Origin of the sequence: Sulfobacillus thermotolerans (assembly GCF_039623705.1) — a bacterium.
Taxonomy (GTDB): domain Bacteria; phylum Bacillota; class Sulfobacillia; order Sulfobacillales; family Sulfobacillaceae; genus Sulfobacillus; species Sulfobacillus thermotolerans.
Window position 1 is genome coordinate 1088644 of sequence record NZ_CP133983.1, and the last position, 22544, is coordinate 1111187.

General features: G+C 50.2%; 20 protein-coding genes, 4 tRNA genes and 1 pseudogene. 17 read left to right on the forward strand and 8 right to left on the reverse strand.

Annotation, left to right across the window (positions count from 1 at the left end):
* Positions 1–12 precede the first annotated feature (12 nt).
* The 6 genes and pseudogenes from ORD20_RS05545 to ORD20_RS05570 all read left to right on the forward strand — a co-directional run bounded on the left by ORD20_RS05545 (position 13) and on the right by ORD20_RS05570 (position 4977).
* Positions 13–1152 carry an acyl-CoA dehydrogenase family protein gene (locus tag ORD20_RS05545; protein WP_103376632.1) on the forward strand — a complete coding sequence of 380 codons (1140 nt, stop codon included), beginning with the start codon at positions 13–15 and terminating at the stop codon, positions 1150–1152.
* On the forward strand, positions 1152–1832 hold the full coding sequence (locus ORD20_RS05550; protein WP_103376631.1) for a hypothetical protein: 681 nt from the start codon (positions 1152–1154) through the stop codon (positions 1830–1832). Before ORD20_RS05545 ends, ORD20_RS05550 begins: the two co-directional genes overlap by 1 nt.
* A complete protein-coding gene (locus ORD20_RS05555) occupies positions 1829–2041 on the forward strand; it encodes an acetyl-CoA carboxylase biotin carboxyl carrier protein subunit (RefSeq protein ID WP_103376630.1) in 213 nt (70 codons plus the stop codon). Before ORD20_RS05550 ends, ORD20_RS05555 begins: the two co-directional genes overlap by 4 nt.
* Positions 2042–2045: 4 nt before the next feature.
* A pseudogene (locus ORD20_RS05560) lies at positions 2046–3158 on the forward strand (acyl-CoA carboxylase subunit beta); the annotation flags it as partial.
* Between the two features lie 24 nt (positions 3159–3182).
* Positions 3183–4118, forward strand: coding sequence for a hydroxymethylglutaryl-CoA lyase (locus ORD20_RS05565; protein ID WP_103376628.1), 936 nt, complete (start codon positions 3183–3185; stop codon positions 4116–4118).
* Between the two features lie 82 nt (positions 4119–4200).
* On the forward strand, positions 4201–4977 hold the full coding sequence (locus tag ORD20_RS05570) for an enoyl-CoA hydratase/isomerase family protein (RefSeq protein ID WP_103376627.1): 777 nt from the start codon (positions 4201–4203) through the stop codon (positions 4975–4977).
* A gap of 138 nt (positions 4978–5115) precedes the next feature.
* On the opposite strand, the gene ORD20_RS05575 is transcribed toward ORD20_RS05570, so the two are convergent.
* Complete coding sequence (locus ORD20_RS05575; protein ID WP_103376626.1) at positions 5116–5547, reverse strand: hypothetical protein; 432 nt, start codon at positions 5545–5547, stop codon at positions 5116–5118.
* Positions 5548–5817: 270 nt separating this feature from the next.
* Between ORD20_RS05575 and ORD20_RS05580 the strand changes: the two genes are divergently transcribed.
* From ORD20_RS05580 to ORD20_RS05630, 11 genes are all read left to right on the forward strand, one after another.
* On the forward strand, positions 5818–6909 hold the full coding sequence (locus ORD20_RS05580; protein ID WP_103376625.1) for a hypothetical protein: 1092 nt from the start codon (positions 5818–5820) through the stop codon (positions 6907–6909).
* A 56-nt stretch (positions 6910–6965) separates the two neighbouring features.
* Positions 6966–7241: a DUF6504 family protein gene (locus tag ORD20_RS05585; protein WP_242968634.1), complete on the forward strand. Its 276-nt coding sequence runs from the start codon at positions 6966–6968 to the stop codon at positions 7239–7241.
* A 13-nt stretch (positions 7242–7254) separates the two neighbouring features.
* Positions 7255–7404, forward strand: coding sequence for a hypothetical protein (locus ORD20_RS05590; RefSeq protein WP_158246379.1), 150 nt, complete (start codon positions 7255–7257; stop codon positions 7402–7404).
* Between the two features lie 24 nt (positions 7405–7428).
* The gene (locus ORD20_RS05595) at positions 7429–10521 is read left to right on the forward strand and encodes a DNA polymerase III subunit alpha (protein WP_103376624.1); all 3093 of its coding nucleotides are present in this window, start codon (positions 7429–7431) and stop codon (positions 10519–10521) included.
* Positions 10499–11050, forward strand: coding sequence for a flavin reductase (locus ORD20_RS05600; protein WP_158246378.1), 552 nt, complete (start codon positions 10499–10501; stop codon positions 11048–11050). Before ORD20_RS05595 ends, ORD20_RS05600 begins: the two co-directional genes overlap by 23 nt.
* Positions 11051–11327: 277 nt before the next feature.
* Complete coding sequence (locus ORD20_RS05605; RefSeq protein WP_103376622.1) at positions 11328–13298, forward strand: sensor domain-containing diguanylate cyclase; 1971 nt, start codon at positions 11328–11330, stop codon at positions 13296–13298.
* 520 nt (positions 13299–13818) lie between these two features.
* Positions 13819–13894: transfer RNA gene (locus tag ORD20_RS05610), tRNA-Ala, on the forward strand.
* Between the two features lie 2 nt (positions 13895–13896).
* A tRNA-Glu gene (locus ORD20_RS05615) sits at positions 13897–13972 on the forward strand.
* Between the two features lie 7 nt (positions 13973–13979).
* Positions 13980–14056, forward strand: a tRNA-Lys gene (locus ORD20_RS05620).
* A gap of 12 nt (positions 14057–14068) precedes the next feature.
* Positions 14069–14145, forward strand: a tRNA-Trp gene (locus tag ORD20_RS05625).
* 125 nt (positions 14146–14270) lie between these two features.
* Positions 14271–14870: a hypothetical protein gene (locus ORD20_RS05630; RefSeq protein ID WP_103376620.1), complete on the forward strand. Its 600-nt coding sequence runs from the start codon at positions 14271–14273 to the stop codon at positions 14868–14870.
* A 14-nt stretch (positions 14871–14884) separates the two neighbouring features.
* Here ORD20_RS05630 and ORD20_RS05635 read toward each other — a convergent pair whose 3' ends face one another.
* From ORD20_RS05635 to ORD20_RS05665, 7 genes are read right to left on the reverse strand one after another with little or no spacing between them, the layout of a single operon-like run.
* A complete protein-coding gene (locus tag ORD20_RS05635) occupies positions 14885–15265 on the reverse strand; it encodes a hypothetical protein (RefSeq protein WP_103376619.1) in 381 nt (126 codons plus the stop codon).
* A 29-nt stretch (positions 15266–15294) separates the two neighbouring features.
* The gene (gene menA / locus ORD20_RS05640) at positions 15295–16161 is read right to left on the reverse strand and encodes a 1,4-dihydroxy-2-naphthoate octaprenyltransferase (RefSeq protein WP_103376618.1); all 867 of its coding nucleotides are present in this window, start codon (positions 16159–16161) and stop codon (positions 15295–15297) included.
* Between the two features lie 27 nt (positions 16162–16188).
* Complete coding sequence (gene menE, locus ORD20_RS05645; RefSeq protein ID WP_103376617.1) at positions 16189–17655, reverse strand: o-succinylbenzoate--CoA ligase; 1467 nt, start codon at positions 17653–17655, stop codon at positions 16189–16191.
* Positions 17656–17661: 6 nt separating this feature from the next.
* Positions 17662–18483, reverse strand: coding sequence for a 1,4-dihydroxy-2-naphthoyl-CoA synthase (gene menB / locus ORD20_RS05650; protein WP_103376616.1), 822 nt, complete (start codon positions 18481–18483; stop codon positions 17662–17664).
* An 18-nt stretch (positions 18484–18501) separates the two neighbouring features.
* Positions 18502–19341: a 2-succinyl-6-hydroxy-2,4-cyclohexadiene-1-carboxylate synthase gene (menH, locus tag ORD20_RS05655; protein WP_103376615.1), complete on the reverse strand. Its 840-nt coding sequence runs from the start codon at positions 19339–19341 to the stop codon at positions 18502–18504.
* Entirely contained in the window at positions 19338–21041 is a 1704-nt protein-coding gene (gene menD / locus ORD20_RS05660; RefSeq protein WP_242968651.1) for a 2-succinyl-5-enolpyruvyl-6-hydroxy-3-cyclohexene-1-carboxylic-acid synthase, read from the reverse strand. The genes menH and menD overlap by 4 nt, the downstream gene beginning before the upstream one ends.
* Positions 21041–22408, reverse strand: coding sequence for an isochorismate synthase (locus tag ORD20_RS05665; protein ID WP_103376791.1), 1368 nt, complete (start codon positions 22406–22408; stop codon positions 21041–21043). Before ORD20_RS05665 ends, menD begins: the two co-directional genes overlap by 1 nt.
* Positions 22409–22544: the final 136 nt, after the last annotated feature.

A 22544-nucleotide genomic window follows, 5' to 3' on the forward strand; every position in this document is an offset into this window, starting at 1 on the left:
GGGATATGACGCATGGATTGGGATATTACGCCCGAAGAGCGCCTGATTCAAGAGACAGTTCGAGAATTTGCTAATGAGATGGTAGCACCTGAGGCAGGCTACCGCGATGAGCACGAAGAGTTTCCATGGGATTTAATGCAACAGATGGGGCAACTGGGGTTTTATGGATTGCCGTTTTCGGAAGAATGGGGTGGGTCTGGGGCCGGGACCGTAAGCTATGCGTTAGCCGTGGAGGAAATTGGGCGGGTTGATGCCTCGTTAGGGTTGGGATTTGCGGCCCATGTGTCTTTAGGATGTTCGCCCATTTATGCTTTTGGCACTCAGGAACAGAAAGAAACCTTTTTAGTTCCGGCCATACGAGGGGAGTTTTTGGCCTCGTTTGGCTTAACTGAGCCGGAAGCTGGCTCAGATGCCGGAGGAACGCAAACGTTTGCCCAAGAAGATGGGGACCGTTACCGCATTTCAGGGACGAAAATCTATATAACCAATGCGAAGCATGCCGGTTATATTGTGGTGACGGCTCGAACCGACCGCAATGAGCGCCGTATTTCGGCGTTTATTGTTCCTCAAGGGAGTCCCGGCTTGTCTGTCAATGCGGGGTATAAAAAGATGGGTATGCGCTCTAGCGAAACCTGTGAGGTCTACTTGGATAACGTGGAAGTTCCTGCCAAATACTTATTAGGGCAAAAGGATAAGGGTTTTCACCAGTTTCTCGACATTTTGGATGGAGGAAGAATTAGCATTGGGGCGTTGAGTGTGGGGGTCGCTCAGGGGTGTTTGGATGCGTCCTTGCGATATAGTCGGCAACGTCGTCAATTTGGAAAAACGTTAGATCGTTTTCAAGCGATTCAATTTAAGCTGGCGGATATGGCAATGGAAGTTGAACTGGCGCGCATGATGGTATTGAAAGCGGCGTGGTTGAAAGATCAGCATCGCCCCTATGCTAAAGAGGCGGCAATGGCCAAGCTTTATGCGTCTGAGACTGCCATGCGGGCCGCATTGCAAGCGGTGCAAATTCATGGGGGGGCAGGATACATGCATGACTTCCCTGTGGAGCGCTTTATGCGCGATGCGAAACTTCTGGAAATCGGAGAGGGGACATCGGAGATTCAACGCATGGTGATTGCAAGACAGCTGGAGTCCGTAGAATAGTGCATACGGTCATGGCGACTTGGGAACGCGACGCGGCACTTCGGACGCAACTCACACCTGAACGTCTAGAGTATTGGCAGCGTCTTTCAGGGTTTGCAGAGCTCCCTCACAATTGGGCCGATATTTGGGCTGGATGGGTTACGCATCATGTCTTTTGTCTCAATGCATCAAAAAAGGCTCGGTTGACGCCTCTGCAAATTTTAGATGGACGGGAAAGTCAGGGATACTGGGCCCTGGCGACAATATTTCACCATAAACTATGGGTATTTTCCCATCAAGCGGTCTATTATGGGGCTTGTGCATGGAAATCTTGGGATATTCACGCCGTAGTGGGACATGGGCAAGAGATTAGCTGGATGAACGATATGCCCGGCTTTAACGGAAAGACGCTTTATATTCGTTGCCCATCCCCCATTCCCGGATTTTGGGCTGCTCGCAGTGCCGATCATGTGCTCCTGTGGCATCCTTTGATATTGGGACCAGTGGGAGAGTGGGTGGAGGGACGTTTGGTGGCGTCAGTGGGTCTCGCCGCAGAATACGCGCCTCCCCGAGAGTGGAAAATCCGCGGTGAGGCCATTGCTGGTGGCGTATGGGGCTCTACGGGGCTACGTCCACTACCTGCCTTAGAGGGATGGTTTTCCGAACAATCAATATGGCAAATCGAGGAGATGAATTCATGAGTAGTGTTGTTGCAAGTTTGGCAGGAACCGTATTTAAGGTGTTGGTCGGGCCGGGAGATCAGGTGGCCGTCGGACAAGAGGTGGTTCGGCTGGAGTCAATGAAAATGGAAATTCCCATTGAATCGGAAGTGGCAGGCCGGGTCATTGAAGTGCTAGTGCATGAAGGGGATTTTGTCAACGAAAGCGATCCTCTGCTGATTTTGGAATAACATGGCTGGCCGGATATTTTACAATCAGGTCAAGCTATCGGGCCGTGTCCCGCAAATTTGTTTGTTATTCGGGCCATCAGCCGCAGGCGGAGCCTACATTCCGGCCTTTACGGATGTGGTCATTATGGTCGATGGCAATGCATCAATGTATTTAGGTTCTCCGCGCATGGCGGAAATGGTGATTGGAGAAAAAGTGAGTTTGGAAGAAATGGGTGGGGCCCGGATGCATTGCACGGTAAGTGGCAACGGCGATTTATTGGCGGCCGATGAGCCGCAAGCAATTGCATGGGGTAAGCAGTATCTCAGTTACTTTCCCGACCATTATCAAGCCACACCGCCGGCAATTGCGCCACAGCCTCCCGTGCCAACCGATTGGGATCATGTGATTCCAAGCAATCAAAATGTGCCGTTTGATATGCACCGAGTGATTTTTGGATTGGTGGACGAAGGCACTTGGTTTCCAATCAAGCCGTTGTTTGCACCAGAAATTTTGGTGGGGCTGGCGCGGTTAAATGGCGAGCCTATTGCCATCGTAGCCAATCAGTCTAAGGTCAAGGGCGGGGTGTTGTTTGTGGATTCCGCCGACAAAGCCGCACGCTTTATTACCTTGGCAGATGCGTTCAATATTCCTTTATTATTCTTGGCGGATGTGCCGGGATTTATGATCGGGACCAAGGTTGAACGCATGGGCATCATTCGCCATGGGGCGAAAATGATTGCCGCAGTGTCCGAAGCGACCGTTCCCAAAATTAGTGTGATTGTTCGTAAAGCGTACGGAGCAGGACTCTATGCTATGGCGGGGCCGGCTTTTGGAGCGGATGCGACGTTGGCGTTGCCGTCGGCGCAAATTGCGGTTATGGGACCAGAGGCTGCGGTCAATGCCGTGTATTTTAATAAGATTCATGAACTCGATGAAGCCGAGCGTCAGCAGTTTATTCAAGAACGGCAGAGGGAATACCGTGAGGATATCGATATTCTGCGCTTAGCCTCTGAATTGGTTGTGGATGAACTCGTGCAACCGCATGAGTTACGCCAAGAGTTGATTCGGCGTTTTCACTTGTATCGGAATAAATCACGGGATTTTAGTGCTAGGCGTCATCCAGTGACTCCGGTATAAATCCCGTAGAAAGGGAGTCAAGCAATGAGCTGGGAATGGCAAGCACCACCGAAAGTCTGGATTCGGGACGTGTCTCCTCGAGATGGACTACAAGCGGAAAAAGTGATTGTGTCCACTGAGGATAAGGTCTCGCTCGTTGATCAACTGACCCATGCCGGGGTACCCCGTATTGAGGTAACGTCTTTTGTGAGCCCCAAGTGGCTTCCGCAAATGGCGGATGCGGAGCAGGTTATGGCAAAGATCGCCCGGCGTGCGGACGTCGTGTACTCGGTATTGGTGCCCAATCCTGTAGGAGCCGAGCGCGCTTTAGCAACACATCCCGATGAGATGACTGTGTTTGTGTCGGCCAGTGAAACGCATAATCAAAAAAATGTGCACCGGACCATTGACGAGTCATTAAAAGGCTTTGCAGAGATCAGCGCAATGGCACGGTCCCATGGCGTAGTTCTTTCTGCGGTTATTGTCACAGCTTTTGGCTGTCCTTATGAAGGCACCGTGCCTTTGTCTCAAGTACTGGGCTTGGCGGAGCGGTTGCGCGATATGGGCATTCATGAATTGGCCCTGGGGGATACCGTGGGCGTTGCTAATCCGCGGCAGGTTGCGCACGTTGTGCAGGCTTTTCGCGAAAAATTGCCGGATATCTCATTGGCTTTGCATTTCCATGATACGCGGGGAACGGCATTATCCAATTTGCTAGCCGCTGTTGGTAGTGGTGCCTCACGTTTTGAAACCGCGTTAGGAGGGATTGGGGGCTCGCCTTTTTCTCCAGGGGCCGGTGGCAATTTATCGACAGAAGATACCGTGTATTGTTTGGATGAAATGGGTATAGAAACCGGCATTGATTTAGATCAGCTGTTACAGACAGCCCGTTTTTTGGTTGAGAAATTGGGCCATGATGTTCCCGCTAAAGTTTTTCATGCGGGCGGGAAGATGATTCCTGTAAACGCTTCGAAATCATAAAGCGACCTAAACCGTCAGATGCGGTCTCCAAGATCGCGCTGGCGGTTTGTGTTTTAGGTGATGCAACGACTGGGGGATAGTGATGAACAATATAGAGGTGGAATCCGGGGCGATTAGCCGGATTTGGTTGAATCGGCCTGCTGTACGCAATGCATTAAACGGACAAACGATTCAAGAATTAATTGGGACATTCGAACGCCTTGGTCAGGATCCTACGGTTCACGTAATTATTTTAAGCGCACGTGGGGAAAAAGCATTTTGCGCGGGAGCGGACCTAAATGAAGTGGCGACATTGCGGGAAGTGGAGTCGGTCCGTACATATTTTTCTTTAATGGCGCAACTGATTGAAACCATACGCAGCGTGAAGGTACCCGTCATTGGAGCGGCCTTCGGATATACGTTGGCAGGGGGGATGGGGCTGGCAGCGGCTTGCGATATTTTGATAGCGGCGGATAACGGGTCGTTTGGGCTGCCAGAAGTAAAAATTGGATTGTTCCCTATGGTGGTGATGGCGCCCATTGCTCAGCTTATTGGGCCAAGAAGGACCCTTGAGCTGGCATTAACAGGACGCATTATTTCGGCGCAGGAATTACATCAATGGGGGTTTTTCAATCAGTTGGTTCCGTTTTCTCTCTTGCAAGACAAGGCATGGGAGGTAGCTGACGCGATCAATCAAGGCAGCCCATTTATTGCGCAAATGGGAAAGGAAGCATGGCGGCATATTCAAGGGATGGATACATCACAAGCCATGGACTATCTGAAAAATATGGTGAGCTTAGTCGCTTTATCAGAGGATTCCCGGGAAGGTATCTTGGCATTCCAAGAAAAGCGTTCGCCACGGTGGCCTTCCGCACAGTAACGAGGGGACATTGCCTCACTGAGCTAGCAATCTGCATGGTCTATGTGGGCGTTAGTTATTAAAAGCACGTTCGGATATAAAAAATCTCTAAGCTTCGTGACTATTGCGCGGCTTAGAGATTTTGCCGATAGGATTGTTTTAATTTTTGTTTTGGGCGGCCTTTTTGGCGCCGTTATGGTCTTGATGATCTTCTTTATGACGAGAATTCTGTTCGACATTGAGATGAGCTTCGATTTTACGGGCGATTAAGTCCTTTGGCCCGGGTATGACGTCTGCCGTAATGCGCAGTTGATGGTTTTGCAAGGCGGTCATAATGGTGCTGACCGAGCCTTGTGCTTCTAATGAGATGCGTGTTGAACGTGTTAGGTCAATAGTAACCATTTTTCCTGAGGATGTTTTGAGGGTAATTTCCGCTCCCGTAAAGTTGCCGGATTCAAACATCCCGTGAATGGTCTCCATATGCTTGGAATGGTCTGGCATATCGTGATGCTTTTGCGCAAAAGCAGCCCCAGATAAGGCGAGAACGCTGACCATAGCTCCTGCGGTTATGATTCCCCGTGACTTTTCCATTAAATAGCTCTCCTTGGCTTTTCTTGAAGAAATTGATCTCCGTAAAAATTCGCCACGGCGTGGATGTTTCCTGTTTTTATGATCGAGATTTTGCGTAGGCTAGAGCTTCGGCACAAAGCGCAGTAGAACCATTTACGATGCTCACGCGTTTTCGAAGCATGTCCTAAACCTGGTCAAGAGGAAGAAAAAGTATTTGATAAAGCGCTATCTTGTGGGTATAATAAAGATCGCTTAGGCGAACAAATGTTCCGTGAAGCTGAGGTGTAAGCAATGACGGTAGTGTACTGGCGTTTAGCACATCTCAAGCGAAGTGGCCAGGATCAAGACGGATTTATAGTCGAGCGTGAAAATAAGGTTTATGATACAGACCCTTTCGGGTGGAATAATGGCGTACGGCAAGGCATGTCGATACAGGAGATGAAATGGCGTTATCCCCACGCAAAAATCATTTCCTGGAGCAAAAAAGATTACCAATCTACCTATGACAACCTGTGTCAATGGCTCAATGACAACGCATTATTTTATGTGCAAGATGATGTACAACAAGGGTATTGGGGTTGTCAGGAAATGAATAGCAGCCAATGGCAACACCTTGTGACGTCGACCTTACTTCAATGGGCCACAAGAAGCACGATGGGCATTGCTTCTCATTCGTTGTTAGCACAATGGCTTGCTCATGAAGGAGCACACTATCCCCAATTAACAGAGCATTGGACACAGGCGCAACATGAGGCGTATGTCGCGCGGGAAAATAAAGAGGAAGAGCTGTGGAAATTATTACCGTTAGAATACTTACCAGAAAACATTCCAGAGTACTATCCGAAAGATTGGAAAAAAAGAGGATGGATGAGGGTTGGAGATGTACCCAATTTATATACGAAAGTCAAGACAAGGGAGTTTGGGGGACAGCATTTCAAAAGTACGGCAGTAATCCGTGTAGAAAAACGATTTGATAGTCCTGTAGAACAAGGAATTCCTGAGTTAGTGCGTATCATGGCAGAGGAAATCGCGAGGATTTTACGTGAAAGAAGGCAGGGGAGCCGACAGTTGCGGATTATTTGGGAACATGAGCAGGGAGATGAAATGCGCCAAAGAACTTGGCCAGTGCAAACCGAAAATTCTCAGCAAGTCGTGACGCGGTTTTTAACGTTGCTTTCCGTACTCCCCCAAGCGCCTCCTCAAGGAATTATATTAGAAGCTCATCAAATTGAAGATTTACGGGCAGAACAAATGGCTTGGTGGTCCGGCCCTATTGCACGTCGTTTTCAGGGAGATCCAGAGGGGCCAATATCAGAATCCCGCCGAACGCGAATGCTTCAGTATTGGGATCCTTGGCGGAGAGGACATTCACTGGACCGATAACGGGAAATGGGGAATACAACGGGTCTATGATTGCCATCGAAAAGGGGGATTGCGGCGTGAGTCCAGAAGGAATTCCCCATTTCAGTCGTGAAGAAAAGGTTCGCCCCATTTCGCAGGTTCGAATACGTAACCATGTACCGTATCAGTTCTTCTTGAATGGTCAATCTCATAAGATTATCCGTATTATGGATTACTGGCGAGATGTTTCCGAATGGTGGCGAGGAGAACCGGAACTATGGTTTTGGCGCGTTTTAACAGATCGTCAGGGGGTGTACGAGCTAGTATGCCATCCTCAGAGTAACCAATGGTGGGTTTATCATGTCTACGACTAGGAAGGTGAAGACTATGGCGAAAATTATTATCTTCCCCAAGCAATACCAAGCGCGCGAGCTAGAGATGGTGATTCACATTGGCCAAAGGACATTTCGTATTCGGGAGCATTCCTTGCTTGATCGGGTGTGGAGGAATTGGAAAAAACATGCACCGGGCGCTTGATAGAGCGGACGTCTTAATAAAAAGATGATAGGGGCACATCTTCATGTTCATTCGGCATTTTCCTTTTTAGAAGGTGCTTCACTGCCTCAAGACCTCGTCCGCGTTGCTGCAGAAGAAGGAATTTCTACGTTAGCGTTGACCGATCTTCACCGCGTATCGGGTATTGTCCCATTTTTGACTGAAGCGAGCGCTTTAGGCATTAAAGCGGTTGTGGGGGCCGAAGTCGAACTCTTAGATATCGGGCGCATCGTGCTCTTAGTTCCTGATACGGCGCATTATTCTGCGCTTGTCAATATCTTGTCGGAAGCACATCTTCTTGCTCCACGAAAGACGCCTTATGTGACGTGGGACACACTAAACCGTTGGGGAAAGGGTCTCATGGTTCTGACGGGCGACCGTATGGGCGCTATTATGCGTGCATGGTTTCGTGGTCAAAAAATGTTCATGGGAGAATTGCTCGATCGGTTTATTGAAATTTTTGGAACGGGCCATGTTTTTATTGAATTACCAGCGAATTATCTTCCCGGAGACAGCGCTCTTTTTCGAGTATTAACGGACTTATCGCAGTGGAAAAATGTACAGACTGTAGTGAGTGCCGCAGCCCATTATGCCAGAAAAAAAGACTTCGCAACGTTTGATTTGTTAACCAGCATACGGTTAGGGCAAAAAATTGAGGACGTCGGGCCCGGGCGCTATTTAAATGCCGAAAATTATATTAAGCCATGGCAGGCCATCGTCACCTCTTTGGCGCAGTGGCCTGAAGCATTGCGGAACACCTTGGCATTAGCGGAGCGTTTGCAAACCCCTCAAATTTTGTACAAACGCCGTACTCCTCATTTTCCTTTGCCGCCTAAAACGTCTGCGTTTGAATACCTACGGTCGCAAGTGGTCGCGGGTATGCGCTGGCGGTATCCGCGCAATGCCCGAGATGTTTGGCCGCGTATTCAACATGAACTGAACATTATTGAATCTTTAGGGTTTACCGAGTATTTTTTAGTGGTCTGGGACATCGCCCACTATGCTCGGCAAAAGGGCATTCGGTTTGCCGGACGAGGATCTGCCGCGGATTCTGTGGTGGCATATTGTCTAGGAATTACAGATGTGGACGCCTATGCACGCAATCTTTTATTTGAACGGTTCATGAGTCCAGAACGACAGGAAATGCCTGACATTGATATCGATTTTGATACCCGCTATCGGGATGATGTGATTGCCTATGTTCAAGATCGCTATGGTGAGGCACATGTCGCTCGCGTTGCAACTTATCAAACTTTTCGTCAGCGTTCAGCTGTGAGAGAAATTGGAAAAGTGTTGGGATTTCCCGCGTTAGAGTTGGATCGACTAGTCAAATCGCTGCCAGAAGCCTCCTTATCCCAAATTGTTTCTCGCTGGGATGAAATTCCCGAGTTGCGTCAATATGCCGAACGTCCTATGCTGCAAAAAATCATAGAGTGGGCTTCACATATAGAAGGATTGCCGCGGCATATCGGCACACACTTGGGTGGGGTGGTGATTAGCCATGAGCCATTGTCGATGATTAGTCCACGCGAAATATCACACAAAGGGGTTCAAATCATTCCGTTTGATAAGCGGGATGTCGAAGCTTTGGGGTTGTTGAAATTAGATTTACTGGGATTACGGACCTTTACCGCTGTAGAAATCGCTAATCAAGCCATCCAACAGAGTACGCCAACATTTGTGTATGATGAGATTCCTTTGGATGATGAGGCTACTTACCGGACGCTGCGGCAAGGGGACGGGATCGGAGTGTTTCAATTGGAAAGCCCTGCGCAAAGATCACTCGCTGTCAAACTTGAACCCGATCGGTGGGAAGATATCGTTGCCAGTTTAGCATTGATTCGCCCAGGACCGATTAAAGGCAATATGGTTGATCCATTTATTGCACGGCGTAAAGGACAAGAGCCGATATCGTATCTCCATCCAGCACTGGAACCGATCTTGTCTAAAACCTATGGCGTGGTGCTTTTTCAAGAGCAAGTCATTGCCATTGCGAGTACATTAGCGGGATTTACCCCGGGAGAATCAGATGCCCTGCGTCGTGTCATGACCCATGCTCGGTCCGTAGAGGACATGCGAGAATTGGGCCAGAAGTTTTTGGAAAAGGCTCAAGCGCGGGGAATTGATCCTGAAATTGCACAGGCGGCATTTCAACAAATGGTGGGATATGCAAGCTATGGGTTCAATGAAGCGCATGCTGCGGCATTTGCAGCGACGGCCTACCGTACAGCCTATCTTTTAACCCATTATCCCACCGAATATTTTATCGGATTGTTCAATGCTGAACCGTTAGGCTATTATCCTCTAGATGTGCTGATGGTGGAAGCTCGCAGACGGGGAGTGGAGATACAGCCTATCGATATTAATGCCAGTGCGGTGAAAGCGCAGAAATCAGGAACTCACCGGATTCGCATGGGGCTGGCTTTCATTAAACGGTTAGGGATAGAGTTGGCTAAAAATATTGTAGCGCGGCGGCCCCAAGAAGGGTATAAGACGCCTCGTCAGTTGCGATCTTGCGGCTTAAACGAGTCGCAAATTATGGTGACGATTCAAATTGGTGCGTGGGATGAGACGGGTTTGTCGCGTGAGGCCTTAATCGATGAGTTAACATTACCAGATGGTCTAGTCTTGACATCAAAAATCTCCTCTAATAAAAAGGCCCCATCCCCCATTGAGCAAAATCTTTGGGACTATCAGCATTGTGGATTTGGTCAACATCAGCAATGGATGGCTCCGTGGCGAAATCTTTTGACTCAGCAGGGGTTTGTGCCGATTAACGCCCTGGATCATCTGCCTGCTGGACGATTTGTTCGCTGTGTAGGCTTACTGATTCGACCCCATCGCCCGCCTACACGCAGTGGGAAGATCGTGGTATTCTTTTCATTACTGGACGAAACCGGTGTGCTCGAAGCACGATTAGGCCCGGATGGTTATCAAAAATTTGGCCACTTGCTTTTTGGACCGCGTAATCCGGTGATTGTTGTGGCGGGACGTATTGGACAGAAGAGTCTCGACGTGCGGGCCATTTCCGTATGGAATGGCCCGGTTTATCAACCGGATAGAAGGGAAGCGAAAAATGGATACGGGAGCAAAATTTGATTGGACCGAACCCGTCTATGATGCGCGTAGGCGAGGGACCTTTATTATTTCCACATCCGACGGAGAACGCAGCCATATGCATACGGGGTGTTGGGTCAGCCCTGTCTCTCATAAGCCGCCCCGGATGGGAGTAGCGATGGCAAAAGAAATTGAAGGCGCACGCATTGTTCAAAAAGGACGTCGTTTTGGGTTATCGTTGGTAGCAGCAGATCAGTATGACCTTTATGTTCGGTTTTTACAAGGTGCCCTTACGCCTGATTTACTTGGCGAAGGGGCTATTGTCTATGGCGAAAAGACGGGCGTTCCGTTATGGGCCAATGCCGTTGCAAATTTTGAGTGTTGGCTTGATGACCTTATAGATTTAGGCGACTTTTACTGGATGATTGGACAAACCGTGACGGCTACGCCGCTGCGAGAGGTCCCTGATTTGCTCGTTAACGACATTGGCCCGGTGACGAAAGTGAAAATGCCCTTTCGTGGATATGATGATTCGAGAGTTTTGCCAGACCGTTCTAATGATGCCCGGTAACCCATTTCCTCCTGTAACTCTAAAATTGATGTGAACGCCAAAAGGCAAGCACGGAAGAGTGGTCTAAAGCTTTTCCGTGCTTGACATGCCTTTCCCACCGAGAGGATCTCATTTTTACGTCCCTGACTTGACGAAAAATCATGATGTTCTTTTCCCATAATTAATCGATTTATAGGAAACTTTCTTTAAGATTTGTAAAAAGTTTCCTATGAATTAAAGGATTTTTATTGGATAAAGCGAAATAGTATCTAATACGCCATAATGTTGGGTGAACATTGTGAAGGTCAAGCAAGCGCCGTACCGTATCGAAACCGAAAGGGCCATTTGGAAGATTCGTCCTTTAGAATGGTTGCTTGCCGCGGGGCTATTGGGGGTCCAACAGCCCCGCGACTTGATAGTGACGCTCATATGGGGGCTTATGGCTCTTTTGATGCTGTGGAAGATGCCCCAAAGCGGTCTGCGAACATGGAATGTCCTATTGATTCCCGTCGATATAATCGTGATATCCGCCGCGGTATTTCTCTCCGGCGGATTACAAAGTCATGGTTTTCTCCTCTATAGCATTGATGTGTTGTTTTTGGTGACATATGTGTCGTGGCAATGGATCGCGGTGGGGACGGGCTTAATCTTCGTCAGCTATGGCATAGTATCTAATGGATGGACCCATGGCTTGTTTTGGTGGCAAGTCCTGTTATTAGTCTTGCTGGCATTGAGCGCCCATACATTAGGGTCCTCGGTTCTCAAAGCCATGCGTAGTGCCAATACCGGAAAAGTCAAACTTGAACAATTGGCTGCTTTGAAATCTTTACAAGGTTCTTTAGTGGAATTATCGGATTTAAGTACCATGGTCATGACGATTCTCCAAGCAGGAACTCAGTTATTGCAAACGCGGGTAGGATATGTTGCGCGGTGGACAACCTCTGGAACACTACAGATGGTGGCCCAAGTGGGGTTGAGTGAAGACGAGGAAGAATGGGATCCGCGTGACAGTTATGAAGCCGATGCCCTTAACCGCACTGAAATGACTTATTGGAAACACATTGCGAGTCTTCCACCTGTTAAGGTGGACCATGGCCTGTTAGCCCTTCGGTATTATCAATTGGCCATGGTGCCGTTAAGAGATGGCGCTAAGGTAATTGGGGTGATGGCGTTTGCAGGAGACCGGGGAGGAGTGCCGCTCAATCAACAACAGGTTGTGCTTGAGGGACTTGCTGACATGGTGGTGAACCAGAGCCGATTTGCTCAGGCTCAATCTGACGCGCGTAAACGCGGTCGATTGCTAGGAATTCTAGAGCGAGTCGGACGTATTGTGAATAAAAACCTTGAAATGGGCATGCTTTTGCGGTCATTGCACCAAGCCGTCGCTGAGGAATTAGAAACCGATTCGTTTTTTGTCGCGCTGACGTTGCCTGATGATTCGGAGCGTATCCTTATGGAGTATCTTTTTGATGAAGGTCAAGAATATCCTGCGGAAGTGATGTCGATTACGCCTGGCAGTCCTACGGAACGGGTGTTAGAAGGACAAGAAGCGTTACTCATTGCGGGAGATATTGGGCCATCACAATTATTGGGATCATACCGTGTGCCCAAGAGCGCAATTTTTGCGCCGTTGATATTTGAAGGCACTATCATTGGTGTGATCTCTACTCAGTCCTACCGGATAGACTATGACCAAGATCATGTGGAGTTTGTCTCATCGATTGCCTCTCAAGCGGCAATCGCGATTCAAAATGCCCAGTTGTACCAACAAACCGAGTCGGTGGCCTTAACAGACCACCTGACCAATCTTGGAAACTCTCGGCGTTTTACGATAGCCTTGCGATTGGCTATCGACCATGCTCGGGCTACTCATACAGCCCTATCGTTGCTCTTGATTGACTCTGATAGCTTGAAGCAAATCAACGACCGTTATGGACATATGGCAGGCGATACCCACTTACAGATGCTATCCCATGTGATTCTGCGCAATATACGAGAAAATGATACGGCGTGTCGTTATGCTGGCGATGAATTTGTTATTATTTTGCCCAATACCCGGGTGGATGAAGCCATGTCCGTTGGGGAACGCATTCGGCGGGAGATGGATGGGAAATTTGCGTGGAACGATTCTATGATTGGAACGACTATTAGTGTGGGGGCGGCACAGTTAGACTCATCCATGTCGCAAGAAGAGCTTTTTGCAGCCGCTGACCGCGCGATGTATGAAGCCAAGCAATCAGGGAAAAATCGAGTCGTTGCAGTATCGTAAGTCATTGGCTGTGGTCGCGTTCTTGTTTCGACGTAACATAGGAAAAAACGTTGTCCGGCCCAATGGGTCGGCGTGGGGGCTACGCATGGCTCTGAAAACCGATCGCCGATTGACCAAGCCAGCTATAACCAGCTTAACTGGAAGCGGGGATATGCCAAGCGTACGACCGCCGAACGGGGAACAGTCGCGTGGCCATCTCCTTTGCAATGGAACTTCACACCATTCGCGGAAAAAGAGCTGACAGCCCGGAACAGGCTCAATGACGGAGAGAAAAGCACAACATTATACAATATGGCACGTATGCCAAAAACTATCACCTGTGTTATCAATAAAATGCAACCATAAGCTTTTTAATGGGTACAATGCAAAAAAAGCTCGTGGATGAAACCTCTTGACCATATGCTGGGGTGATGATAAAATTGCTTTTGTTGCAACGCCGACGAGGCAGAGCAAAAAAAGAACTTGACAAGCCAAGTGAAGATCACTATAATAAGAAAGCGGCTCGTTAAGGCCAGTCAATGGGGATGTAGCTCAGTTGGGAGAGCGCTTGAATGGCATTCAAGAGGTCAGGGGTTCGACTCCCCTCATCTCCACCAGCGACCCCATGGTCTAGAGGCCTAGGACATCACCCTTTCAAGGTGGTAACCCGGGTTCGAATCCCGGTGGGGTCGCCATCTATTCGGGCCATTAGCTCAGTTGGTTAGAGCATCCGCCTTTTAAGCGGAGTGTCGAAGGTTCGAGTCCTTCATGGCCCACCATTACATGAACTTAGGCCAGTAGCTCGAATTGGTAGAGCAGCGGACTCCAAATCCGCGGGTTGGGGGTTCGAGTCCCTCCTGGCCTGCCATTTAAGCGGGTGTAGCTCAATGGTAGAGCTAAGCTCCACCATATCAATTTAATATTTATTGGGGAGTCGCCAAGCTGGTAAGGCACGGGAGTCTGATCACGTGGGTTCGATCCCAAAGGACGTACATGAATACGCAGAGTATGAAGTTTGTCTTTGGAGTGTCGGCGCTACTAACCATCGGCGTCATTTTTGTGCCGATGACAACCTCCTTGGGTCAGAATATTACTGAGGCGAATGTAACAGGATGGCAAGGAGAATATGAGGCCGATACGCAACAATTTAAGCTCCGCATGGAAACGCCAAATCCCCAAACGACGGTCGTGGTAAACATGGCACCTTTACCGTTAAAGGATTTTAGTATTCACCGAGGAGAAAATTGGTACACACCTGTTGATACCAAAGCGCCTATGCAAGCAGCCATGGCCGACGATCCGCATTTGTTGGAACAAGCTTTGGGAACGCGCAACAATGTCTTTACGCCCCTGACACCCTTTCCGGGGAATCCTGTTGCATATAGCGTGGGGATGCTTGAAACCTTAGCAAAAAATCGCATTAATCCCGACCAATTTGGGGGGCCTAATATTCCTCCGGGCAGCGTTCCCGTATCCCATCTCAGTGACGGAATGCTGCAAATTGACACGCAAGCCAATGCCGATACGTTTAAACAACTAAAGCCCGGGCAAATGCCACCCGAGCTTAGTGCGTTAATCAAAGAATATCATTGATGGCCAGGGTGCCGTTATGCAGCTTTTTTAGCACGCGAAGCGCCCATTTCAGCCAGTCCCATTGCGACGAGCATGAGGAGCAAATGCACAATGCCTAACGCGTTGCCGCGTATGTGCAACGTCAAGCCCATCAATCCTCCAACTGCGACAAGTACGGCGCCCGTCCACAGGGCGCCAGCCCCGGGTTTACGGGCTTTGCCAATGCTGCTCGCTACGGTAATCATGGCGCCTAGGACGATAATCCCCGATACAATATGTAAGTCAACCGTCGCGCGATTCAAGGCGAACCAGCCAAACATGCCTCCAAGGCCAATAATCAAAGCGACGAGAAAAGCTAAGCGCAAGATCATTTGAGTGATTTTGATGCCGCGTAGGGCGACAGATTGTTGTGCCATCGTGCTTGTCTCCTTCCTTAAACATCACCCTACCATAGAATACCGATTGCAAGCAAAACCCCGATGATGACGTGAATACGTCCTGTAATCGGGACGGCTTTGCCCCATGCCTGCCCCGAGGACAGTTTTTTTAAGTTGGCAATAATAACTGGTAGTGAAAGCCAAATGATGAGGACGCTGTAGGGCAAGAGGCCCGTGAAGGCCATAACGGTAATCCAGAGCAGGACGATTGCAATCATGCTGATTAAAATGAGCAGTCCGCGTTTGGCCCCAAAGACAATAGGGAGGGTGTGTCGCCCGTGACGCCGATCTTTTTCCAAGTCGCGTAAATTGTTTGCAATTAAAATCGTTGCGACGGAAATCCCTACGGGCCAGGAAATCAACTCAGCAACGGGCGTGATAACGCCCGCTGATGCAAATTGCGTCGCAAGCACTTCGATCGGGCCCATAATGAGCGCGACTAACAATTCCCCGAAGGGGGTCGAGGAAATGGGGTAGGGTCCGCTTGTGTAAAGAAAGCCGGCAATGATGCCCAACAGTCCCATGACCAAGAGCAAGGGGCCACGGCAATAGACAAGAATTAATCCGAGAATAAGGGCTAGAGCATAAGTGAGCAATCCCGCATGCCAGACGGTGCGGGGCTTCACTTCCCCTGTGACAATAATGCCGCCAATGCCCAACGATTCGTGGTCATCTAAGCCACGACGGTAGTCAAAGTATTCATTGAGCATATTCACGCCGATCTGCATACTAAAAGCGATGACTACCATATCAAGCCATGCCCACCATTGAAAATGATGAGTTATCCAGCCCATTGCGCCCCCAATGAGCAATGGGACAATGGTCGCTAAAAGCGTAGGGGGGCGGCTAACACGGAGAAATTGTTTAAAGTTCATGAAGGATTCCTTCCTCAACGGTTCCGATTAAATTGGCGCGTATTGCCCGTTTTCCCACATCGCTGCTAATTCGCGGCGCCTAAGCTTTCCGCTGGCGGTTCGTGGGAGAGTATTCGCTTGGTAATATTGCGTTGGCTGCTTCACGGTTGACAAGTGGAGCTGGGCCCACCGATGCAATTCATCACGGGAAATCGATTGGTCTGTGGCAATAATGGCCACAGGCACTTGACCCCATTGCGGATCAGGAACGCCTATGACGCCCGCATCGTTGATATGGGGATGAGCTAGTAATGCGGCTTCGATCTCACTCGGAGAGAGATTTTCACCGCCTTTGATAATGAGTTCCTTCTGCCGGTCAATGACGGTCAGGTAGCCCCTCTCATCAAGATATCCGATATCGCCGGTTCTGAGCCAGTCATTCCAAAATGTTGCTTGAGTCGCGTCTGGCTGCTTCCAATAGCCTTGAAAGACTGTAGGGCCTTTGACTAACACTTCACCGTGTTGATAGGGGCTAAAGCTAGGCCCTTGAGGCGTCATAATCGCAATTTGAGTCGGATAGATGGCGGGGCCTGATGATAGGGTACCATAGGCATCGTCCGGCAAGCGGGTTGCAATCTGCGAACTGGTTTCAGTCAGTCCGTAGGTTTGCACGGCCGGCACGTTGCGTCTATGCGCTTCTTCAACGAGGGAGGCAGGCGCAGGAGCGCCGCCTAACAGCACAATGCGTAGGTTAGACCCAAACGATTCATCCGATTCGAGCAAGCGATACAACATGGTGGGCACGACGGATATTAATGTAATGGGATAGCGATGGAGCAAATCAAAGACCGTCTGAGGGTCAAAGCGATTGAGCCAGACAATGCCACTGCCCGTGATCACGCTCCGAAAGAGAATGGAAAGACCGCCAATATGAGACAAAGGCATCATGTGTAGCCACAGGTCTTGAGGCAGCGTTCCCAAGTGAATCGCGCTCGATACAGCGCTCGCATAGATATTTCCAAAGGATAACAAGGCTCCTTTGGGGCGTCCCGTCGTCCCAGACGTATATACGAGAAACTGTGTAGCCGTTAAATCAATGAATGACGCCGGCATTGGTTCATAAGTGTTCAACTTGTCGAACAGATTTTCTAGACAGATGGCCGTCCCAAAGGAGGATGGAAGGGAATCTTGGGCAATGATGAGATCAACGTCGGCATCGGCCACAAGAGGGGCCAGTTCTTGCTGTTTCAACCTACCATTTAATGGAACGAGCACCGCGCCGATCCGGGCTAGTGCATGAATGACGGGCACCGCCTGCCACTCGCCGGACACTATTAAGGCGACACGGCGTCCTTTGACAACACCGCTTTGTGTCAAACGAGTGGCAACGCGGGCCACCATGTCATCGAGTTGCTGAAAGGTCCAACTCTCTTGCCCGTTGGTGAAAGCAAGAGAGTGAGCGGACGTTTTTGCACGGGCATGAAGCCAATCAGGAAGGATGGTTGCCATCATCATAAACCCCTAGGGAAGACGAGGGAATTTGGAAAAGTCGGGTTGCCGTTTTTCCAAAAACGCGTTTTTCCCTTCCTTGGCCTCCTCTGTCATATAGTAGAGCATTGTGGCGTTGCCAGCGAGTTCTTGAAGGCCAGCAAGCCCATCGGTATCTGCGTTAAAGGCAGACTTCAGGAACCGCAAAGCCAAGGGGCTTTTTTGCATCATTTCTTGTGCCCATTGAACCGTGACTTCTTCGACTTGGTCCAACGGAACCACGGTGTTGACCAATCCCATGTCTAGCGCTTCTTGGGCGGAGTATTGACGACATAAATACCAAATCTCTCGCGCTTTTTTATGGCCAACAATACGGGCCAACAAGGTCGCGCCATAGCCTGCGTCAAAACTGCCGACTTTTGGACCCGTCTGGCCAAACACCGCATTGTCCGCCGCAATGGTCAAATCGCAGACAATATGCAGGACATGGCCACCGCCTATCGCGTAGCCTTTGACCATGGCAATGACAGGTTTGGGAAGGGCGCGAATCTGCTTTTGCAAGTCCAAAACATTCAAGCGTGCGACGCCTTCGTCATCCACATATCCACCCTCACCGCGGATACGTTGGTCGCCGCCTGAGCAAAACGCCTTATCGCCCTGTCCGGTAAGAATGACCACTCCAATGTGTGGGTCATCTCGCACAATATTAAATGCATCAGATAATTGAAAGAGGGTTTGCGGACGAAATGCATTGCGCACCTCGGGCCGATTAATGGTGATTTTCGCAATGCCTTCATATTCTTCTAAAATCACATCGGAATAGTTTTTCAGTAGTTGCCATGAAATGGTTGCCATAATTGCTCACCTCAAATGTCATATTGTGGCTTCGGATCTGTCTACCCATGTCCGAAGAGCTTGATGAAAGGCCCCTGGCGCTTGTTTGTGCACCGTGTGTCCAGCGTGAGGAATGAGATGCACCTGACTATTGGGTAACGCCGTGTGCAAGGATTCCGCCAGGGCCTGAAACTTTTGGTCATGCGCGCCAGCAATAAGGAGAACCGGCATATGGTAGGAGGGCAGAATGCTCCATAAAGAAGCTTGGTGCCCTGTTCCGGCCGCGCGCAGACTGGACGCTAGTCCTACGGGATTATTTCCTAATCGTTCTTCGTATTGCTGGGCTGCTAAAGCCGGATCGTCTGTGCGCAACAAGGGCAATGTGCCCCAATAGTCTGCAAACCATTTGATGCCGCGTTCCTCAATGTGGCGTGCTAGTTGTTCGTCTGCTTGGCGTCGTAGAGCTCGTTCTTCTCTGCTGCGAAGCCCTGCCGTGGTACTTTCGAGAATCAGCGACCGCACCCTGGCTCCTCCACCATACAAGGGAAGATGCAAAGCAAGTCTACCGCCCATAGAATATCCTAAAATCCCCACATCGGATACGCCAAGATGTTTGAGTAAGCGCCATAGGTCTCGTGCGGTTGTGGGCAGGGCCATATCGTCCACGGTTCCTGTGTGAAAACTCTGGCCATGGCCAGGTAAATCGGGCATAATGCAGTAATATTTCGAAGCCAAAGTCTCGGCTGTCGGCCACCAATCGTGGTGGCTTCCTGTAAATCCATGGAGTAACAGCCACGCTGGATGGCCTGATTGACCCGCGGTCACGAAGTGATAGGTGCGGGTCGGTGTGGCTGCAAACTGGTGGTGTTGGAAGTTCATACGGGGTCACCCCAAAGAAAGGCATGCCACGAGACATTATCCTGGCGGCTTGCGGTGTGCCATTCGATAATGCGCAAACCGGGCAAAGGAGCTAAGTCTTGAATTGCGGCCTTCAGTTCTTCTACAGTCTGGGTGTGGCGATAGGCCGCGTGATAGAGCGCTGCTGCATGTTCAAAGGTTAAGCCATGAGGTGTACCGAATAACGCCTCAAAGGTTGGTTCAGCCAACTGGCTTTGGGGCAGGAACGAAAAAATCCCTCCGCCGTCGTTATTGACAACAATGATAAGCGCATTGAGACCATATTTTTTAGCGGCCAAGAGTCCATTCATGTCATGATAAAAAGCAAGGTCTCCGGTGATTAAGACCACTTGGCCTTGTACCGCGGACATCCCTAACGCCGTGGACGTTACGCCATCGATTCCGTTGGCGCCCCGGTTAGCCCAAAACCGTAACTGACGGCCTGGATTGAGCGTGAAGGCATCGACGTCACGGATCGGCATGCTGTTGCTCACAAAAACGTCGACAGGCTCTAATGGGGCCAACCAATTCACCAGATGGTAATAAAGGGACGGCTCGTTGGGGGTATTCACGGACGCCAAGCGTTGCGCTAATTGCGCACGCATACCCCGGTCTTGCTCTTGCCATAAATGATGCCACGCTGGATCCACGGTTTGGTTAGAAAGGGCGGTCGCCAATTCATCAAGCACCTGATCCGCTGACCCCTGAAGAATTTGGGCCTCTTGGAGCATGGGTTCTCGGTAGCTGTTTTCCGCGTCGATGACGACTAACCGGCTCTGGGCAATAAATTGATTAAGAGCTTTGGATGTTGGCGGCGCCCCGATTCGAATAACGGCTTGCGGGGTGGGCAAAGAGGCCGCATGGGCCCGCAAGATAGCATCGTGGGTGCCCAAAATCGCCGGGTCTAGGCCCCGAAGATTAGATAGCGGATCGGCCCAAATAGGCCATCCTAACTGGCGAGAGAGGCGGAGCATGGCGGGTAAAGCCTGCGCCATGTGTCCGGGTCCCGCCACAATGAAGCCTTGGCTGATGTGGCGCAGCCACTGGGCCACGAGCAAAATGCCTTGTGGGTTGGGTTGCTCCTGGGCGGGAATAATTCGAGCAGGACCCGGATCTAACAGCGTCGAGGGGTCGGGAAAGACCGTCAACAGGGGTTCTCGGAATGGAAAATTGAGATGCACAGGTCCCGCTGGATTTTGTTGGGCGGTAATGGCGGCGCGCTGAGCCGTGATGTTGGCAAATCGGTCCAAAATCTCCGTGCCATCTGCTAAGGGCATGTCTTGAAACCATTTGACATGAGAGCCATAAAGGCGGATCTGGTCAATGGTCTGAGCGGCGCCTGAATCGCGCAGTTCAGGAGGCCGATCCGCCGTGAGCACAATCAATGGCACATGAGACCAAAAGGCTTCGACCACGGCGGGCATAAAATTGGCGGCGGCTGTGCCTGAAGTCGAGACCAAAAGGGTTGGCCGTCTTAAGTTTTTCGCGATGCCTAACGCAAAAAAAGCCGCGGACCGTTCATCCATAAGGACGTATGTCTTTAAATGCGACGCATAAAGGGCAAGAGACAAAGGGGTTGAGCGTGACCCCGGACATATAACAGCATGCGTGACGCCACTGTGTTCAAGAGAGATGACAAATTGCGCTAAATAGCGGCCGACCTCGGAAGATTGAGTGGACATCACGACTTCACTCCTAACGCGTTTAACATGGCTTGTAGTTTCCATTCTGATTCCTCGAGTTCTTTGTGAGGATCCGAATCGTGCATAATGCCGCATCCGGCATAACAGGACGCTCTATTGCCGGCCACCAGCGCAGACCGTAGCGCAACCCATAGGCTTCCTTGACCCTTAAGGTCCATCGTGCCGACACTGCCCGCATACCATCCTCGGTCCAGTCCTTCATGGGTGCGCAACCATTGTTGGGCAACGGTTCGGGGTTCTCCTCCTACTGCCGGTGTCGGGTGTAGTTTCAAGGCCAATGACCAAAGAGACTGATCGCCTCGCACACCCCCCTGAATAGGGGTCCAGAGATGATGGACATTGGCTAACGTGAGAATCTGCGGAGCCTGGGGCACGTGTAAATCGGCGTAGGGCCTTAAGGTATCGACAATGCGGTTGACCACCGCATCATGCTCACGACGATTTTTTGCACTGTTCATGAGCATTTGTACGGCGTGGGCGTCAGCGGAAGCTGATGGTTGACGCGCTGTGGTTCCAGCTAGCGCCATGGTTTCTAGCGTGTGGTCGTGGATGGACAAAAGCAACTCGGGCGTCGCTCCGAGAAATGTTTGACCTTGGGCGCGGAGGCCAAAAATGGTTGTTGAGGGGTTATGGTGATGCAATGTGTGTAATAGGTGCCCGACGGCTAATGGCGCTGCAAACGTTGTATCCACGCGGCGGGCTACCACGACTTTGTGTAAAAGACCTTGCTGGATAGCGGCTGTGGCTTCTTCGACGAGCGCCATCCATTGGGATGATGGTGGAATCATATTTTGCGACAAGACGGGAACAGGATCCTTGGAGTCCGGACGTTGGGGACGGTCGACAGCAGCCCACAGAGTGCCATAATACTGCACAGCGTCCTGGGCTGATGCGAAATGCTTAGGGTACACCGTCACGACAATATGGGCTTGTCCTTCCGACTGATGAATATACAGAGCGGGCAGTACCCACCGAGCATGCCCAAATGCTGCCCAAGCCTCATCATGGCTGTCTGACGCGTCAAAAGCAAATCCTCCTCCTAAGGTGGTCTTAGAGGAGAGACCGGCGGCTAACAACTTGAGACGCTCACGCTCCATATCGATGAAGTCTTGGGAACTTGTCGTTTGCCAACGCATCGCAGCCCCCAGGCCGCATTGTTCCTGCCCATGGGGATGTGCAAAATACCAGCCGTCTACGGTATCTTGCAATGCCATTGGCAAATCCACCGCTGGATAGTCAAATTCTTTTTGCCAGAACTGTTGATCTGGCGTATACCGCCAATGTTCCCAAGCGGCTGCAACGAACTCTAAAAGGCTTGTGCTCTCAGTGACTGAATGCGTGTTCATATTGCCATCATAAGACGGAATGAGAAGGAAATCAATCAATCTTGCACGCCGAAGACTAATACAGGAATGGATTCATCACGGGGCGCATAGATTGGTACAAATAACAAGGAGAGGTCATTCGTGACGAGAGCTGTCG

Bases quoted from the DNA above. Each gene is read 5' to 3' on its own strand.
- ORD20_RS05635 (WP_103376619.1), bottom strand. From the start codon at position 15,265: ATGGCACAACAATCTGTCGCCCTACGCGGCATCAAAATCACTCAAATG.
- ORD20_RS05590 (WP_158246379.1), top strand. From the start codon at position 7,255: ATGGCGAAAATTATTATCTTCCCCAAGCAATACCAAGCGCGCGAGCTA.
- menB (WP_103376616.1), bottom strand. From the start codon at position 18,483: ATGGCAACCATTTCATGGCAACTACTGAAAAACTATTCCGATGTGATT.
- ORD20_RS05600 (WP_158246378.1), top strand. From the start codon at position 10,499: ATGGATACGGGAGCAAAATTTGATTGGACCGAACCCGTCTATGATGCG.
- menD (WP_242968651.1), bottom strand. From the start codon at position 21,041: ATGTCCACTCAATCTTCCGAGGTCGGCCGCTATTTAGCGCAATTTGTC.
- ORD20_RS05575 (WP_103376626.1), bottom strand. From the start codon at position 5,547: ATGGAAAAGTCACGGGGAATCATAACCGCAGGAGCTATGGTCAGCGTT.
- ORD20_RS05545 (WP_103376632.1), top strand. From the start codon at position 13: ATGGATTGGGATATTACGCCCGAAGAGCGCCTGATTCAAGAGACAGTT.
- menA (WP_103376618.1), bottom strand. From the start codon at position 16,161: ATGAACTTTAAACAATTTCTCCGTGTTAGCCGCCCCCCTACGCTTTTA.
- ORD20_RS05630 (WP_103376620.1), top strand. From the start codon at position 14,271: ATGAATACGCAGAGTATGAAGTTTGTCTTTGGAGTGTCGGCGCTACTA.
- menE (WP_103376617.1), bottom strand. From the start codon at position 17,655: ATGATGATGGCAACCATCCTTCCTGATTGGCTTCATGCCCGTGCAAAA.
- ORD20_RS05565 (WP_103376628.1), top strand. From the start codon at position 3,183: ATGAGCTGGGAATGGCAAGCACCACCGAAAGTCTGGATTCGGGACGTG.
- ORD20_RS05665 (WP_103376791.1), bottom strand. From the start codon at position 22,408: ATGAACACGCATTCAGTCACTGAGAGCACAAGCCTTTTAGAGTTCGTT.
- ORD20_RS05580 (WP_103376625.1), top strand. From the start codon at position 5,818: ATGACGGTAGTGTACTGGCGTTTAGCACATCTCAAGCGAAGTGGCCAG.
- ORD20_RS05555 (WP_103376630.1), top strand. From the start codon at position 1,829: ATGAGTAGTGTTGTTGCAAGTTTGGCAGGAACCGTATTTAAGGTGTTG.
- ORD20_RS05570 (WP_103376627.1), top strand. From the start codon at position 4,201: ATGAACAATATAGAGGTGGAATCCGGGGCGATTAGCCGGATTTGGTTG.
- ORD20_RS05595 (WP_103376624.1), top strand. From the start codon at position 7,429: ATGATAGGGGCACATCTTCATGTTCATTCGGCATTTTCCTTTTTAGAA.
- menH (WP_103376615.1), bottom strand. From the start codon at position 19,341: ATGAACTTCCAACACCACCAGTTTGCAGCCACACCGACCCGCACCTAT.